The organism is Vibrio sp. TMPB1044 (genome assembly GCF_030442075.1).
Taxonomy (GTDB): domain Bacteria; phylum Pseudomonadota; class Gammaproteobacteria; order Enterobacterales; family Vibrionaceae; genus Vibrio; species Vibrio satsumensis.
The window spans coordinates 1-18,254 of the sequence record NZ_JAUJED010000026.1; the positions used below are offsets into that span (position 1 = coordinate 1).

12 protein-coding genes are annotated in these 18,254 nt (G+C 44.2%); 7 read left to right on the forward strand and 5 right to left on the reverse strand.

Translation table 11 applies throughout. The features are described from left to right. Window positions 1-312: 312 nt before the first annotated feature. A complete protein-coding gene (locus tag QQ041_RS19280) occupies window positions 313-819 on the reverse strand; it encodes an AAA family ATPase (RefSeq protein WP_285954850.1) in 507 nt (168 codons plus the stop codon). Window positions 820-1,471: 652 nt separating this feature from the next. Here QQ041_RS19280 and QQ041_RS19285 point away from each other — a divergent pair. After that, window positions 1,472-1,747, forward strand: a complete 276-nt coding sequence (locus tag QQ041_RS19285) for a helix-turn-helix transcriptional regulator (RefSeq protein ID WP_171388226.1) — start codon at window positions 1,472-1,474, stop codon at window positions 1,745-1,747. Further along, window positions 1,740-2,975: a type II toxin-antitoxin system HipA family toxin gene (locus QQ041_RS19290; protein ID WP_285954851.1), complete on the forward strand. Its 1,236-nt coding sequence runs from the start codon at window positions 1,740-1,742 to the stop codon at window positions 2,973-2,975. Before QQ041_RS19285 ends, QQ041_RS19290 begins: the two co-directional genes overlap by 8 nt. Window positions 2,976-3,321: 346 nt before the next feature. On the opposite strand, the gene QQ041_RS19295 is transcribed toward QQ041_RS19290, so the two are convergent. Next, complete coding sequence (locus QQ041_RS19295) at window positions 3,322-4,353, reverse strand: IS110 family transposase (protein WP_285954852.1); 1,032 nt, start codon at window positions 4,351-4,353, stop codon at window positions 3,322-3,324. A 391-nt stretch (window positions 4,354-4,744) separates the two neighbouring features. Here QQ041_RS19295 and QQ041_RS19300 point away from each other — a divergent pair, with 391 nt between their 5' ends. Continuing rightward, a complete protein-coding gene (locus tag QQ041_RS19300; RefSeq protein WP_285954853.1) occupies window positions 4,745-5,029 on the forward strand; it encodes a hypothetical protein in 285 nt (94 codons plus the stop codon). A 253-nt stretch (window positions 5,030-5,282) separates the two neighbouring features. On the opposite strand, the gene QQ041_RS19305 is transcribed toward QQ041_RS19300, so the two are convergent. Further along, window positions 5,283-5,870, reverse strand: a complete 588-nt coding sequence (locus tag QQ041_RS19305) for a hypothetical protein (protein WP_237300800.1) — start codon at window positions 5,868-5,870, stop codon at window positions 5,283-5,285. Window positions 5,871-6,184: 314 nt separating this feature from the next. Further along, window positions 6,185-6,457, reverse strand: a complete 273-nt coding sequence (locus QQ041_RS19310) for a helix-turn-helix domain-containing protein (protein WP_048657775.1) — start codon at window positions 6,455-6,457, stop codon at window positions 6,185-6,187. A gap of 57 nt (window positions 6,458-6,514) precedes the next feature. Here QQ041_RS19310 and QQ041_RS19315 point away from each other — a divergent pair, with 57 nt between their 5' ends. From QQ041_RS19315 to traI, 4 genes are all read left to right on the forward strand, one after another. Further along, window positions 6,515-6,907, forward strand: a complete 393-nt coding sequence (locus QQ041_RS19315) for a hypothetical protein (RefSeq protein ID WP_285954854.1) — start codon at window positions 6,515-6,517, stop codon at window positions 6,905-6,907. Between the two features lie 32 nt (window positions 6,908-6,939). Continuing rightward, window positions 6,940-9,045, forward strand: a complete 2,106-nt coding sequence (gene traD, locus QQ041_RS19320) for a type IV conjugative transfer system coupling protein TraD (protein ID WP_285954855.1) — start codon at window positions 6,940-6,942, stop codon at window positions 9,043-9,045. 617 nt (window positions 9,046-9,662) lie between these two features. Beyond that, complete coding sequence (locus QQ041_RS19325; RefSeq protein WP_285954856.1) at window positions 9,663-11,186, forward strand: hypothetical protein; 1,524 nt, start codon at window positions 9,663-9,665, stop codon at window positions 11,184-11,186. A gap of 93 nt (window positions 11,187-11,279) precedes the next feature. Further along, on the forward strand, window positions 11,280-17,057 hold the full coding sequence (traI, locus tag QQ041_RS19330) for a conjugative transfer relaxase/helicase TraI (RefSeq protein WP_285954857.1): 5,778 nt from the start codon (window positions 11,280-11,282) through the stop codon (window positions 17,055-17,057). 18 nt (window positions 17,058-17,075) lie between these two features. On the opposite strand, the gene QQ041_RS19335 is transcribed toward traI, so the two are convergent. Continuing rightward, the gene (locus QQ041_RS19335; RefSeq protein WP_016790675.1) at window positions 17,076-17,435 is read right to left on the reverse strand and encodes a hypothetical protein; all 360 of its coding nucleotides are present in this window, start codon (window positions 17,433-17,435) and stop codon (window positions 17,076-17,078) included. Window positions 17,436-18,254 lie beyond the last annotated feature (819 nt).

Sequence of the window (18,254 nt, forward strand, 5' to 3'; positions counted from 1 at the left end):
ATAACGCCTTAGTGGAGGCTTGAGCCGTATGCAGTGAAAGTTGCACGTACGGTTCTTAGGAGGGCGGCATCTGGTAACAGGTGTCGCCTATCCGACAAGGACGTGCTGATCTCTGCAAACACGGCTTTGCCCCCAAAACGTGCCAGCTCGATTTAGGGCCGATAAATTTCGTCCCTGATTTATCGGCACTGCCCGAGCGAACGGAAGTAAAGATTCGGTGAGCGATTTCTCCCATTTTCGGTCAAAAATGGCATACCGATCTAAAATCATCGCTTGTATTGTTATGCAGTCATGCAAAGAAACCGAAACTGTTTACACACAGAGTTTTTCTACTAGTTCAGCAAAAGACGCATCGATAGTATGACCCGCTGTGTCAATCTTGATGACATCTGTTTTCCACTTGTCGTAGTGGCGATTCTGTACCTGTTGCCAATTTGGTAGATTTAGGTTCTCAATTTCATTATCTCGTGTCTTAACTCTGTGCTCGTGCTCAGTGAGATCTGAGCACACAACCTCGATATTAACGAAATTAGCCCCTGTACTTTTTGCAACATCTTGCCATTCGTGTCGTGTTAGCTCTATTGGATTACAAGAGTCTGAAATAGAGCTAATCCCGAGAGCCAAATTATCTCTAATTATTCGGTAACTTAATCTGTACCCCTCCCCTTCAACTTTGGAACTACATAGATCTCTAAGCCCCTGCTCGACGGTGTCGATACGCACATACATTGCGCCTGTACGGCTAGCAAGTAACTTAGCCAGTGTAGATTTTCCTGAAGCTGGAAGACCTGAAAATATGTACAAAGTAGGAGTGCTCATTTCGCCTCTTTTCCTTCTGTTCCTTTACGCAATTAGTGAACACAAGCCCGTATTTAACAGTACTGATGCACAGTTACCTACAAACTCTACCAGATATCACCTAATGCATGGAGTTGAATAATCTAATGAAAATTCTGAATAGTTTGAATCCAAGACTATCGGTCTAGGATGAAAGCTTTTGTCCATTTTCTATCACGAACGGCATCATTTGAAGTGGTGTCGTTCTGCTACTTGGGAGATGGTAAACTCTTTGATGGGTAGGTTTCGTCCTAAGCTTCAAACTCAGATCTGCCCCAAACTGCGTTGGAGTAGAAGCTCTACTATTATTGATAACCTGTCTTTTCTCATATCTAATCTAATGCCATCACAGCTAGTTGATCGACCTGAATGTAAAGCAAGGTATGCTCTTGTGAAACAGCTAATGGGTGCATAAAGCCTTGTTTTTAATCTGCTATAATGGTAGCAAATAATGCCAAAAAAAACCTTAATTTGTCACTATAGTAGCAATGGAGACCCGTCACAGTGATGGAATTTTTTGTCATTCGTGTTAATGAAGTAATGATTGTCATTACTCTATATTTGCTACAATAATAGCAATTAGACTATGATTGGCGTTATAATTGATACCATAATAGCAACTTACGAGGCATGTATGTTATCTCTTTATACCGCTTATGATTTGCAGATGGAACTCAAAGAGTTTATCAAGTCTGCTCGGAAAAAAGATAAACTCAGTGTTCAGAAGATGGCCGATCTCTCTGGCGTACCTTACGCGACGATCCGAAAGTTTGAGTCATCTGGCAACATCTCATTGCGTCAGTTCCTCATGCTTTATGAGACAGTCGGTGACTTGAAAAAAGTGAAAGAGCTAACAAAGTCGTCTGAGCCTGAATTTAAATCAATAGAGGATGTGCTTCGATATGCTTAAATCAGCCCTAACCGTAAAACGAACGCTTAGCACAGGTGAAAAGGTATTTGTCGGCAAGCTAGTTGAAAATAGTAAGCAAAGCTTCTTTCAATTTGATGAGGCTTATTTAGGCGCTCACTCAACCTCTCTGGCTCCGTTCAATTTAAAGGCTGATACAAGCCTACAAGTTGCGCCTAGAGGGCCGCATTACGGCATTCATGGGGTATTTGGAGATAGTCTCCCTGATGGTTGGGGCCTTTATCTCATGGATCGTGTATTTAGACAGAACGATCATAACCCAAAGGAAGTTACCGCCCTAGAGCGTTTGGCTTATCTGGGTGACAGATGCATGGGGGCGTTGAGCTATGAGCCTGAATTAGATTTACTTGATGAGTCCAAGGAGTCGATTGATCTCATTACCCTTGGCCGAGCTGCGATTGAAGAGTTTGAAGGCACCGAGTCTGCTTTGCTTGAGCACTTGATGAATACTGGTGGTTCGGGTGGTGCTAGGCCAAAAATGAACGTGACACGTTTATTGAATGGGCAATATTCAACATTAGATGACGCACTAGGAACAAAGCTTATCGTAAAACTGACATCTGAAAAGTTTGACTTGAAGCACTCTGAATCATTAGTCGAATATTGCTACATGCAGATGGCCCGTAATGTCGGCATTGAGGTTCCTGACTTTGATTTAATTGATGCAGGTAATGGACGATTTTGGCTAGAGCAGGAACGATTTGATTGCACCGAGCAAGGCGGTCGAATCCATATGATTTCTGCGTGTGGGTTGTTAGATGCACCGTTTCGAGAGCCTTCTTTGGACTATGTGGATTTAGTTAAAGCTACGCGCATCATGTGTAGTGTCACTGAGTCTCAGAAGCTCATTAAGCGCTGCATGTTTAATTACCTAACTGTTAACCAAGATGATCACAGTAAGAACTTCAGTTTCCTTGCCAGTGACGCCGATAACTGGACGCTATCGCCTTTCTACGACATTGTTTACAACCCTAACCCTTACAAAGAGCATATGACGGCATTTGGTGGTAATGGCCGAACGCCAAAGAACGCACTAGACCAGTTAGCTGCTCAGTCGGGGTTGTCATCAAAGAAAGCGATTATGGTTATGGCTGAGGAAATATTTGAAACAACACGCTCGTTTAGTCTTGAGGCCAAACACCTGGGCTTGTCCCCTAATCTAATCAAGGAGATTGATAAGGATATGGTAGAAAAATTTAAGGCGCTGTAAGTGTAGGATGAATCAAATTCGCCATGACTTTGTAGATGATTTGAGGGTTTTACAGTGGCTGAGGTTATTCGAGTTAATCTGTAATATAAAGTTCGTAACAAGGTTTTGTCCAGAGACGTATATGGAATCCACGTATTTACAAAGTGATTTAACAGTAAAAGTTAAGATGCGTACGTATATTCGGCTTTTTATTGAAGGAGCTACCTTCTAGCCTTTGATGTTTGCGCACCTACAGTCCTCATCGTGTTATCAGCTTCTAAAGCGTCACGCCTCTGTCAGGTTTTCAGTAGGTTGGTCTTACCCTTTATGCATCATCATTTTGTAAAATATTAAAATACATTCATGGTTAATTGTTAAGCAAAACAGGTTTATATTCAGTTCCATATCGAAGCATTGCCCATGCAGTCCGAACTACCTTGTTAGCCAACGCAATACAGGCTTTCTTGAAGCCAATACGATCAATGATGCTCCTCAACCAAGCATCATTCTGAGTTTTTGGTTGCTCAGGCAGTCGCCCAACATAAGACATTGCGCCAAGATAAAGAAGGGAACGCAGCTCTTTGACACCACCGCACTTATCGATCCCAATCATGAAGACTTTCCCCCCAGAGCTATGCTGTTTGGGTGTAAGACCAACAAACGCAGAAGCTTGTCTTCCGTTCTTAAACTGCTTATCATCGCCAATAGTTGTATAGAGCATTGCGGCAGTCGTTTCACCAACGCCTTCAATTGCCATTAATCGCTGGCATGGTTCTATCTGACGGGTTAAGGCATTCTTCTCTTTTTCGAACGCTATTAGTTTTGCTTTGAACTGTTTATATTGTTCCCACAGCATAGATAGAACAGAAACAACATTTGCAGGTATCGATGTTTCTCCACCCAGTACAGTTTGAACAGAGACCTTTAATCCTTTTTCACCTCTAGGGTTTGCTATCCCGTAGCCCAAAATTGTCCCTCTAATGTGAAGCGCTAGGGAAACAACACTACGAGATAAGAATCTACGGCTAGTTTCTAAAGAATGCATCGATTGTTGTTCAAGTGACTTGGGGCGACTGAACTTAATTCCTATCTGGATAGCTGCATTAGCAATTGCTAGTGCATCATTATGATCGGTTTTATGACCCTCTAAGTAACCTTTTACTTTCTTTGGGTTAATGATCCGCACTTCATGTCCGTACTTTTCTGCCAGTTGTCCCCAATAATGGCAACCACAACATCCCTCCATAGCAACAATTGAGGGCTTTGCTTTAGCAAGAAACTCTTTCATTTTTTGCCTACTAAGAGGTCTATTAGACAGCATTTCACCATGAATACTGATATGACACACTTGAAGAACATTTTTTGCTAAATCGATAGCGATAACATTATTCGTCAACATATTGGAACCCTCGAATTTTCGTGACTCTGCTAAGTGTAGATTGGCAGAGAGGGAGTGGATTCCATACATCATGCTAGAGCAATAAATCAGCACAAATCATGGCGCTGAGTTTTGACGTACATTTCCTCATGACTGACGGTTAAAGGACGGCGCACGAAAACTCCCTGAACTGAGCGTTGTGCAACGAACCCTGTTGTTTCTCACAATTGAATATCTATTCCACACAGAAATTAAAGACAGTTACCATGTATCTACCGATGTTTGCAAAAGATAGGTTCTCAATTAATTCACTTGACGAATATCCGAAGGCTTAAATATTATGGTGCTGATTTAACACGCTGATATATATAAAATTATCAATAAAAGATTGTTCGTAAACATCGGAGGTTCTATGCCTAGATACCAGTTCTTTACTTATCCACATAATCAAATAACAGACTTTACGTATTTAGAGGTGGATTCAAAAGATTACACCATTGATAAGCAAGCGTTGGTCGATCAGCAGTTTGAACTAGATGGAGCCCCAGTTGTTGCTGATAGTGCACAAGAGGCTGTAGAAAAGTATAACCGTAATTTTTCCCAAGTTAGTCAGGAACAAGCTAAAGCAAGTGTTTCTTACATTCTTATCAAGGGGCTGGTAGCTCTGTGGAAGTGGATTAGTCAAAGGAAATCATAGAGGTTATTTCTAATAACCGTGAACGCGTTCTAACTGTTGCCTTCATATGCAGTTAGGTCGTTACAGCATGGTCATTGTCCAGTCCCGCGCAAATCGACCACCGCTGATAACGGTGCTCTTTGAGGTTTTGGGATACGAAAAGTTATTCCAGGATAGCTAAAATAGAAAACTCACTGACTCATTTTTGTCCAAAGATTAGTTTCAGTTATATCTGTCATGTTAATGCATACGGCAATCGTTTACGCCTCGTTATTCATTCGTAACTTGCCATCTTTCTTGTTGTGTCTGTGAAGTTGTCTGATACTTCGATACGTTTCATTGCGATGTTCATGGTGGGTTCGATTTTTTTAAGACGTGCTATATCACTGGCTATTCGTTTGCAGCCTAAAAACAAGATGCCATCGAGTGGTGTTATGACATCTCCAGCCTTGAGGCAACCAACGAGGGAGGTGGCAGAGAGTGGTGTTTTTGTCCCAGCAACGTAGCGGGTTGCCACAAACTCATTCGTATAGTGGATTTCTCTTGGTAACATTTGTTCGCTTTTAGCGTAAATCATTCCGCTTTGTTTACCATTAATAACTCGATGCTCTTTATACACTCGTGTTTCCTCGCCTATGGTGGCCATAGCTTGTGGTGCGCGGGTGATGAATAAGCGAAAAGGTAGATCTTCACTTGTGATGTAATCGACAAGGTTAAACGCTAATCTTGCTCTCGCGATCTCTCCGAGTGGTTTGTCACGACAGATTTGTAGAACCTGATCCCATTGGCTGGTCAGTCGAGTGCTTTCTTTATCGCTTCTAACTTTAACCTTTTGAATATCGTAGTGAATTATCTTTTCCATGGTTGATTTGGCCTTCCGTTTTGCTTGCTTCGTTAAATTCCAACCTAACATTATGTTTTTATAACAAATTATAAGCAGTTATCCACAAAGTTTGGACGTGACCTGTCTAAAACCTTCGTAGGTTGAGTTTATGCTCCTAGTACTAAATAGCTTGAAATCACCTAAAAATGCCGATAATTGTTTTCAAATTGAAGTAAAAAGCGCCAGTGATTCTTGAAGCAAGAATTAGAGCAACTGCCATTGATTTCTTGAGAGGTAATGGGGGTTGGTTAATCTCTGCACCCTCGTCAGGGTACCAATAGGCTGATACATACTTATAAGCTCTCATCCGATCCAAATTCACGAGTTGTGATCTGATTTAACTTTTTGGTGAAATTACCTCTGTTAATCCCTAAAACCCTAGCAGCCTTAGACTGATTACCGCGCGTATGAGTTATCAACTCAGTAAACAATATTTCAAACACAGCAGGAGTCACCCAAGACATATCAGGGCTAACTGATTGCTTATCAAACCATGTCGGTTCCAGTTCTGCTCGGATAAGTTTTTTTAAATGGTCTTTGTTGATTGGAGTTAGTTGGTCATTCATAGAAGTTGAAGGTCATAAGGAACTTTATCATTCTAACAAATTTACCATGAAATCGCCTTGAAATCAGCCGGCGAGGGAAATTACGAATACGATGGATCACTGCCCAGCGCAATAAGCAACGAGGACATTTTTAATCATAGGCTCAAAGCCATTCGTTTCCAAAAAACACTCGACCAATCACTGACCGGTGATGCTCATCCTCAACATAAAGCTCACCATCTCTATTACACAGAGAGCAATTTCGCTTTTCTTCTGAAAAATAGTAATCAGGATTGCTTTGAAGGTTTCGAGCACAACACTGACCACGTTCGAGACCGTGACGCTTATCAGCGCAAGGAAATAAAACCACCCAAGTTTTGCCAACATCTCGGGGCTCTACACAGCAATACCATTAGCCAACAACCGTTCAATTGTTGGCCAGCTTATCTGCATACGCAGGTAATTATCTAAAAAGTACTCCATTTCACTCTCAAGGAACCACGATGCCTAGACCTAAACGCGCGTCCGGCAACCACTTTACCCGTGGCGGACAAATTACTTTTCACTCCATTCGGATGTTCTTTCAAGTCAACAATACCTTAGTCTACGCCGCCATTTGGTCGGTGATAGCGCTCACTGGCGTTCTTACCTGGCTACGCGCGCCCGATAACGCCTTTTGGTCTGTGTTCTACTATTGGCGCAATCATATCTATGCCAGCCTTGGACACGATCTTAACAGCGAAGTCACGACCTTCTGGAGCGGGAAACGCTACATTGGCACGCTCGCTTCCCAACTGGACAACACCCAACTCATCAATCTCTACGATAACGTGATACGCCAAATACAAATCAACTTTTTGATTGGCATCGGTATTGCTTTCACCATCTTAATGCTCGCCATGACTTTCTTTAAACGACAAGGCGAAAAACAAAGTGAAGATTTTCACGTCCGAGGCTTTCAATACGCAGAGCCCAAAGTGCTCACTAACGATTTAAAAAAACGGGCAAAGAAACTCAAAAAACAGGGCGTAGGAAACGGACGGATTTCTGATTTCAAAGTGGATGGGCAGGCCTTATTTAAACATGAGTTTGAAGTTCAACATATGCTCATCGACGGCACCACAGGGGCAGGTAAATCCGTCATGCTTCGTAAACTATTACGCTGGATACGTAAACGTGGAGATAAAGCCATTATTTATGATAAAGGCTGCACCTTTACCAGTAAGTTCTTTGACCCTACCCAAGACACCTTACTCAATCCCTTCGATGAACGCTGCGCCAATTGGGATGTGTGGTGTGATGCGAAAGAAGCCCCTGACTTTGAAAATATAGCCAGCGCACTTATCCCGCAACATGGCGAAGGCGATCCGTTCTGGGTGGATTCCGCTCGGACTATTTTTTCGAGTGCGGCGTATCGCATGAGCCAAGATGACAAGCCCTGCTCGACCGCAAGGCTGCTCAGTCTGATACTCACGTCTGAACTTGAAACCCTGGGTAATTTCCTGCAAGGCACAGAGTCTGCATCTCTGGTCTCGAAAGACATCAAAAAGACGGCCATCTCCATTAAGTCGGTGCTCGCCACCTACATCAAGAGCCTACGATTTTTGGATGGCTTGGATGACAAAGACGCGAAAGGAAAGCCCAAACGCAAACCGTTTTCTATCACCGATTGGGTGCAAGACGATAAACAAAAAGGCTTTTTGTTCTTATCCAGTAACGCGCAGCAACACGCCTCTCTGCGTCCTTTGATTTCGACTTGGCTTGCCATTGCTTCTAACGCTATCTTGGGACTCAAAGACGATGAAGATCGCCGTATCTGGGTGATTATGGATGAAATGCCAAGTCTGCATAAACTGCCTGAGCTTGACACCATCATTGCCGAAGTACGTAAGTTTGGAGGCTGTTATGTGATTGGTCTCCAGTCTTATGCTCAGCTCGTGAAAACCTACGGCAAAAACACCGCGGACGTCATTTTTGACTTACTCAACTCCCGTTTTTACTTTCGTGCCCCCTCCGCGCAAATGGCGCAAATCTCGTCAAAAGATTTAGGTGAGCAAGAGGTGGACGTGTCAAGAGAGCACATTTCTTACGGTGCAAATGCGTTGCGTGACGGGGTATCGATTGGTCACCAAACCGTCACCCGCCCTGTTGTCTCTAGCAGTGAAATACAAGCCATGGATGATTTGCAATGTTACCTTCGCGTACCAGGAAGCAGCTTTATCACTCAACTGGATTTGCACTTTGATAAGATGCGAGATGTGACACCGGCCTTTATTAAGCGTGATTACACCCCATCGCCCGCCATGACCAAGGCGTATCAAAAAGCGATTTACTTTGAGTGTGTCGCCCCAGGTATGCTCCTCAACGAAGAAGAGCGTAACGCACTCACAGAAATCCAAGCCAAGCAATTTGAAACGCCGGAAGAGATGAAGCTGGAAACCGACCAAATCCAACAAGCACAACGAAGTGAGACAGTCAAAGCGTTAGCCAGCAAGGAGTCGGAAAAGCTCAAATCAGACAATGACCATCAAGAGCGCGCTCCAAAAGAGCTTGAAGAGTCGGCGATATCTCAAGATATCGAGATGGAAGCGGGTGATATGGTTGAATAGCGCATCAAATAGTCGATAGCCAAACAAGACAGAAATAGGTCATTGCAAACCAAATGTATTAGGTATTTTTATGTTACCGAGTTTGTCTAGATTAATCTTCGAGACCTTGGTCGTCTCACTCTTATTTTTTGCACTTTGTCTTAAGCAGATCACCGAGAGTCAATTTCAGTAGACGCAACTTTTCATCGCGTCCACTGGCTTTTTATCACTGTATAGTTTGAAGCGCCTCGTGGTTTTTTTTGTTAAAAAACACCCTAACACTCCTCACTACATTGTACTCACCTCTGCAGGATTCGCTTTACTCCTGAGCATCAGCATGGAGTACTCGTTATTTGGTTTATTGAATTCGATAGGCCTGATTTTCATGTACTTAGCACCCATAGTGTTAAAAAGTGCACTGATTCAATCTTAGTCATGATTAGATATTTAGTTATAGTGCACCATAAGCGCACGTAAGCCCTATCATTGATGAGATTCCTCAAAGGAAAATCGATGAAAAGCGTAACGCCCCATAGAGACTGCACCCTAGAGCCTCATCATCTCGAATAATCACTCAACCACTATTCCAAGCCTTGCCATTGCAAGGCTTTTTTACGTTCATTCATCAAGGATTAACCATGCCAAATAAGACCCTCTTTAATTCTGACCATCTACCGATATTAAAGAAACAATTACACACTATATTCGATCAACTTACCTTCGCTGAAATCATTCAGGGCAACGCCCCCGAAAAAAACACATGGTTATCGATTTGCGCTCAAGCGGTAGGTTATGGTGACTGGGACGACTTAAAAGCGCAAGCAGTCACGCACCACGAGCCAACCCACAACATTCTATTTAACCAAGCATCCATCATTCCTTTCATCCAAAGTGTCAGAGTCAGCTTGGGGGAGCACATCGACAATATTGAAGGCTTTACCCATGTCATACTAAGAAACTTAACTACCGAAGAGTTAAACGCCATGAATGGCAATAAAGAAGAGCTTCCACCACTACCCAAAGCGCCAACGTCCTATACGTTAGAATTAGGACCGAATACGGCCTATGCCCGCGACCTTTTAGATTGGCTGTGGCCAAGAACAAAAAATTACCAAGTAGACCCTATCAACACTCAGTATCTAGCGCACATGAAAGAAAAGCGAATGAGCTTGAGCAAGTCTCAAGCAAAAGAGCGCGCTTTGGATGTTTACCCACACTCTGGCATGCTAATCAGAGACATATTAGAGCAACTGATTTCAGAAAATTACCTAGATCTCAACGATGACCAAAGGTGCGTAACTTTTACTCGCAAAGGTCTTAATTATCTCAACGGAAAAATGACCAACGAATATGACGACCAATGGAAAGAATGGTTTAAGGCATTTGCAGCGCATCTCAAAAAAATCCCATACCGATACATCAAGATAGATTGGACACCCTATATCGATTTATATGCCCGGGGCATGTCACCCATTGAGGCAGCAAAAAGTCTTGAATGGTCAGAATGCTACACTCAAGCACACTCAGAGATCCAATCGGCCATTAAACACCAACTCGACATCCATTTGCCTCAATACCCCAAGGAGCGATACCTTCAATTTACGCCTAGAATATTTCTGACACCTGAGCTGACCAGCAACAAGGTAACAGACATTCATTTTGAGTTTATAGGCCCCGACTGGGCGAAACCAAACGGCAATCTAAAAACAAAGCGCTTTTGGGCAAACAAACGCTACGTGTCTGTGCATTTAGAGACCTCGCCGAAAAGTCGAGGTTGGTATGCCGTCATTCCCGATGAGGTTGATTGTTTTCAAGTAAGCTACAAATGGACAAGCCAGTCCCATTCTTTTGCAAGCGTCACCCACCATATGACTTACCAGTTAGAGCCAAATATAGAGTGTGCTCAAGATTGGCTGTATGGCAATGAGTGCATGAAGCATTCTGATTCTTCGAAACTAGCGATGGCCGCCGATGAATATAGCTTTAACCGCCTGGAATGCCTAACTCATGGCAAGCATTTAACCAATGAAGAAATTGTAGCGTTAGACCGATTTAAAGCGGGCATTACATCCATTCACCTTGATGAAAATGGCGTCATCATTCACGAAGAACGAACGTTAACCGCTAGCAATTCCTTTGCTTGTGTTGGGATCATTTTGTAACCACACCTCTTTTAATTCCACTTCCCCCTTAACCTCCACTCACCGCTCAGTTTTGCTGCTAGCGGCAATTTGCGTTGCATAAGGAAAATACTCATGCTTTCTATTAGCCCATTAAAATCCGCTTCTGGCGCTGCCAAATATTACCTAAGCGAAGAAAACCCCAAAGACCTACCTGACGTCTCTTTAGAAAAAGACGCGGGCGATAACTATTACCTCAAAGAACAAGACCAGGTAGAAAACACCTTCTGGCATGGCAAGCTGGCCATCGAAGCGGGACTGGCAGATAAACCCGTAGATCAAGCCACCCTAGAATCGGTGCTTTCTGGCAATCTTGGCGGTGAAACCATTAAAGGGAAGCGAGAAAAACACAAATCTGGCTTCGACCTGACCTTTTCTGCGCCCAAATCCCTCAGCGTTCTTGCACTTATTGGCGGAGATAACCGCCTCATTGAAGCGCACAATAACGCCGTGAAGTTCGCCTTAACAGAGCTTGAGAAAGACGTAGCACAAGTCAAAGTCACCCATGAGAAAGGCGTTCAAGAATACGAAAATACGGATTCGATGCTATTTGCAGTCGTACGCCATAAGACCAGCCGTGAAAATGACATGCAAGTGCATTCGCACGCGCTAACCGCTAACATGACGCGCGATAAAGAAGGAGATTTACGCGCTTTATCAACCAGCCTAAAACAAAAAGGGGGCGTGATTAACGGGACTGGCGAGCGCATTTACAACTTCCAAAAATACTACGGTATCTTGTACCAGAGCCAATTAGCTAAAGATGCAGAAACACTCGGTTATTCCACGCGAGGCGTCGGCAACGGTCAGTTCGAAATCAGCGGTGTCCCTCAGCCTATTCTTGATGCGTCATCCACTCGCAAACAGCAAATTGACCAACGCACACTCGATTTAGGCTTTGACTCTCGCGCGGCGAAAGACGTAGCAAACCTCGATACTCGTAAAAGCAAGACCTACCAGAGCAGTGACAGCCTCAACAAACAGTGGCAAAGCACCGTAAAAGAGCAAGGGTATGAGCCCGCCCAGCTTGTCACCATGGCGCAACAAGTGAAAGAAGCGCAAAACACCCCACCACTTGGTGAAACCAAAGCCGCCATCAGCAGAGCCATTGACCATCTAGGGCAATACAGCACCGCGTTACACCTAGAAAAAATCATTGAACTCACCGCCTCAGAGTTCACCAAAGGCGGCGTACAACTCAACGCTATTGATATCAAAAAAGTCGCGGATGAAATGATTAAACAGGGCGACTTGATAGGACTCAGGCAAAAAGGGCAATACACCACCAAAGGCTTAATTGATAACGAACAAGCGCTTATCGACAGCACCCAAGGTCGGGCGCATCACATGCGCACCCACGTTGAATCCAGCACGCTCAACAAGCTTGCTATCCCTGAAAACCAGCAGCGTATCTTGACTGACCTGTACCACTCCACCAAACAGTTCCACGTGGTGAATGTGCATGGCTCATCACAAAGCATTGCGCAGCAGCTACTTAACGTGGGGAACCACAGTGGTAAGCGTGTCCAATTAGTATCCCAAAGCGTGAAAGCCAAGGCTGAAGGCATGGAGAGCGTACAGCGCAAGAGTCAAACACTCAGCGCCTGGGTCGGTCAGCTCTTTTCACCAGAGCAGCGCCACACCACCCACAGCTTATTGCAAAGCGATACGCCGCTGACCAATAAAGACGTCTTGCTCATCGATGACGCCAATAAGATGAGCGCCAATGAGCTGTTAGCCCTCACCGATAAAGCCAAACAATCGAGCAGTAAAGTGGTGATGCTTAACCGCGTATCAAGCCGTCAGGGATTTAAAGCCAATAACGCTATCTCGCTGTATCAAAAAGGCAATGTGGAGAGTCATTCTTGGGTCGGCAAGCGAGCCAGCCATACCAACGTGAAACTGCATGACAATGACACCGATAGGATAGCGCGGGTGTACGCCGACCTCCCCGATAAAGCCAACACGCAAGTGATTACCACCTCCAGCGTCGAGCAGCGGCGGTTAACCGAAGCGATACGGGGCCAACTGAAAAATACCGGCGCCCTCGCCAGACACGAAACCACCCTATTCACTCAAACCCCTCACCACCTCTCCAAAGCGCAACAACCCCTCGTTCAACACTACAAACCAGGCATGACACTCACCCACTGGGAGAAAAACAAACCTCAGAGCTTTGTCATCGCCAGCATCGATAAAGAGAGCAACACCATGACCGCACTCAGCAAACGCGATGGACAGTCACACACCTTTGACCCGTCCAGTCGCACCTTTAAGCGCATGAAGATGCAAATCAGCAAACCGCAAAGCCTCAACATCGCCCAAGGCGAACGTCTTCGTACGTTAGGCAAACACTTCCCTGCCGGTTTGGACGCCAATAAAAGTTACCTTGTCACGCAAACTGACAAAGAGAGCCTCACGCTTGAGAGCCAAGGTCAAACGCAGCGCGTAAACTTAGAGAGCTTAAAAGACGCGCCGCTGCAATACGACTATGTTCACGGCGCCCACCATATTGAGCAAAAAGCCCATACCTTGCTGTCAGGTAAAGCATTTACTTTATCTAAGCCCCTGATAAACGACCTGACCAAAAAAACAGAGCGCCTTGATATCTTCACCGACAAACCGGACAAAGCCCAAAGCGTACTTGAGAAAGAGCAAGTCTCCCCGTCAGCCATTGAGCGCGTATTACAGACGCAAAACGTCAACGACCGCTACCTAAATGACGCCACCCAAGATTGGCTAAAGCACGATGTCAGTCAGGCACTGTCAGCACTAGCCAAAGCGCAAAACGCCCCACTCATCGAAAAAGCGGTCAGCTTTGCCCTGAACCACCTCTCAGAGCGAGAAGCGGCGTTTAGCCAAAAAGCGTTAGTGGTGGAAGCGGTGCGTTACGCCTTTGAAGAAGCCGGTGGCTCTATTACCAAAGAGCAGGTTGAAACAGAGCTGACTAAACGCAGCGACACTCTCTCTGCAGAGTACAGTGACGGCACACGCTGGACGACGCACACCGCGCTGGAGACTGAAAAGCGCATCTTGCAAAACATCGATGATGGTAAAGACCAACATCAGCCTTTTGCCACACCTAAACAGGTGCAAGACTTTCTCAATACCAAGCCTCGCCTAACCCAAGGGCAAAAGGACGCCATCACCCTCATATCAACCACCAAGGACAGCTTTGTGGCCATCCAAGGGTTAGCCGGCACAGGTAAGTCCACCATGCTTGAATCCAATACTGAACTTATCCAGTTAGTGAAAGAAGCCAGCCAGCAACCAGAGCAAAGCGTCATCGGTCTTGCGCCCACTCACGCCGCGGTTGCAGAGCTAGAAAGCAAAGGCGTGAAAGCGCAAACGCTAGACAGTTTGCTTTCTGACATCAGGCAAGGCAATCGAGAAGCCAGTGACTATCAACACACCTTGTTCTTTCTCGATGAAAGCTCCATGGTCAGCAACAAGCAAGCCGATGAGTTCACAAAGCTCGTCAATGACAGTCAGTCCAAAACAGTCAAATTGGGCGATAAAGAGCAGCTTTTATCACTCAGTGCCGGTAAACCCTTTGAGCTAGCCATAAGCCAAGGCCGCATCGATACCGCTTACATGACCGACATCATCCGTCAGCAAAACGACACCTTACTTAATGCGGCGCAAAACATCATTGATAAACAGCCACAGAGCGCCCTGGATAAGCTCCAGCAGCAAGCCCCTGATACTCAAGGCAACCGCCAGCATGTCATTTCCACGCTGAATGAACACCGTAAAGACCGACACAAAGCGCAGTTAGAAGCCACAGAAAAACTGCCCTATATGATCGCCAAGGACTATCTAGAGCGCACACCAGAGACGCGAGAAAACACACTTCTCATTCTTTACACCAACAAGGAGCGAGACCAAACTACCGAATACATCCGAGTCGGATTGATGAAAAAGAATGAGTTAGGCAAAGAGAACGTCATCGCAACCCGGCTACGCTCAATCGGTGCGACGGGTGAAGAGCTCACCACCATGATGCCGTATCAAAAAGGCTTAATACTGAGCACCAGACCCGGTGAGTACGCGACAATCACTCACGTAGATTCAGAGCATGGCGTAGTAACACTTCAAGACGCGAGTACAGGTAAGACAAGGCCGTTCTTACCCCGCAATCGAGACCATACCTTCACGACACTGTTTAGCGTGTCAGAAAAACCCCTCTCAACGGGCGATAAAATCATCACCCGTTTTACCGATAAAGAGCGCGGCATTAAAGCCAACGTGGAGTACCGCATCACGCAAGCGACTACAGACAGTATTGTCGCTCAATCTAAGACAGGACAAACACTCAACCTTCACCCTAATGCGCTTAAAGACGGGCACTGGGACTACGCGTACAGTCGAACCGCAGACATGGCGCAAGGGTCCACCTATCAACACGTCATTAGCGCGATACAAAGCAAAGGCGCACTGACCAACTTAAGACGCGCCGGTATCGATGTGACTCGCGCCAGTCAGCACATTCGGCTCTATACCGACAACACAAAACAACTGGTCAAAAGCTGGCTTTCTAAAGATAGCCATAAAGCCAGTGCGATAGAAACCCTCAACCAAATCCCACCCAAAGACACCACTTACTTTAACCGTAATGCCCTCCCTCATGAGGACGTCCGGTTCCAAAATAAAAGCGGTGACTTTGACTACAACAAATTTAGGGAGCACATCAATACGCAACTACCAAAATACACAGAAAGCCTCGCCGTTCAGTTATTAGGCCAGCCGAATCAATCCAAATCAGACCGGGATTACTTAACCTTTGGCATTGGTAAATCAGCCATTAAAGTGACCCTAACAGGAGAGCATCGAGGGTATTTTAAAGACTACACCACGGGCGAAAAAGGCGCATTGATTAACCTAATCATGAGTCATAAGGAAATGAATTATAAAGCCGCGATGAATGAAGCGCACAAGATGCTCAATGAGCCGGACAAATATCAATTGGAGGAAAACAGTAAACACGAAAAATTACTGAGCACCACCCCAAGGCATATTGCGCAGTTTGAAGAAAGGGCTAAGGATTATATCAATCAAAGCTTACCGATGGATAACACACTGGCCCAAACGTACTTAAACAAGCTCGGTGTCAATAACATTGAAAACAACCATGTAAAATTCCACCCGGCGGTTTATTCATCCGAAGATAGATCCCTTCACCCTGCGATGCTAACCAACATCCACAATAAACAAGGTGAAACCAAAGCCATAGAAGTGACCTATTTAGACACTCAAGGAAATAAAGACTCCTCCCTAGATATTAATCCAAGAACCCTAGGAACAAAATCCAAACAATTAACACAATTCCATCAGGGGGAGGATTTAAACACCACCATCATCAGCACATCGATAGAAAACTCGTTTTTAATTCGAGACCAAACTCAAGGGCAGATTGACATTATCAACGTCAATCATAAGAACGACATTCAAAACATCTCTACCGATGAACTGAGACAGAACATCATTATTGTATTAAATCACGGCAACCACGATTTAAACCCGAACAACATTGAGAAAATCGTCGAGAACTTTAATGGTCGAGACATTCAATTCATGTCAGACGATAACCTTAAAGAGGACATCAAATCATGCCTTGATAAACTAGAGCAAGATAACAGCGCACATAACATTGAATTAAGTGAGCCACACATTTCTCATCAAGAGAGCGAATTAGACACCCTCAACTATAATGAGAAAAAAGAAACCGACAGCCAATCACTCGATCACTTTGAGCCAAAAGAATATTCCCCTCAAAAAGAGATGGAATTTAATCAATCAGAGAAAGAGAGCCATTGGGAAGACAGAGAAATCGACAGAGAGTTAGAGCGATAATAAAAGGGTAGCCAATGGCTACCCTTTTTTTTCGCCTTCAAGATATTCATCGACGCTTTTATCAACCAAAGCGGTATTGGATTTTCTTTGCTCAATCGAATCCGCTTTATTCTTATAATACCCCTCCCCATCAAAGCTATGCGCCAAATTTAAATTTAGCACGCCTTGTACTTGCCTAACTCTACGATACGTTTCTTCCATCAACTCACGGTTCGACGGCCGTTCATCGTCACTGTCATTCAGTTTGATACGCAACGCCAAGGTGAAAAGCTGACGAGTTGCCTCAGCATCACTTAACTTTTCTCTATCTCTGAACTTCTTAAAATCTTGCTCTAGCTTCCCTCGAAGGGAGCTTTGTAAAGGGTAAGAACGCGACATAATTTAGCCTTTTCTCCTCAATGAATGTCAATGAAGTCCACTTTTAAACCCCAATGAAATCCAATAAACTCTCAATGTAAACCCATTGTACTTAGTTTTAAAAAAACCGCCAAAGCCTTACCTATAAAGGGATAAATAATAATTCAATTAAATCCCATTGGATTTAGATTGAAACAACCGCAATCCCTTATACAGAAAGGCGTCAATGATAATTCAATGTGATTACATATTTTCACACTGGGATTTCAGCGGCTAATTAGTTGAGATTTTGAAAATTTTTTCACGCTCTATTTCACCTCCACCAATAAACATAAGTCATTGTTTTTATTTCTTTTACATTCATAACAGACAACCATTTAAATCGTTTACGATTTAGCGTGGTGTGTGGTGATGAATTGAAAATACAGGGGCATTTTTGGAACACTTTCCAATTAGTCTTTGTTTTCACTAAGAGGCTAAATTATCGATGAAAAACGCCCCTATTGGAAGGGGTTGGGGTGTAGATTTGACCACACTGTTTTTACATTAACGCCAAGTTACTCTTATACAGGGGCACTTTAACCCCCAAAATACAGACTAAAAATGACGAGATTACAGTTAACTGAAATTAGCGCTAGAACGCCTCTGGACAATAAGCGAGTTAATCATTTTTAAAATCAATACAAAAAAGAGGTCACATTGACCTCTTTCGTAGATTCATTTTCTTGAGAGTAAACTACATCTATCATTATTTTGACCTACTGGTGTTTAATTACTCTTAATTTTTCTGCTCATATTCTTAGCTATCATGCGCTAATTTAGAAAGCGTTAAAGTTCCAG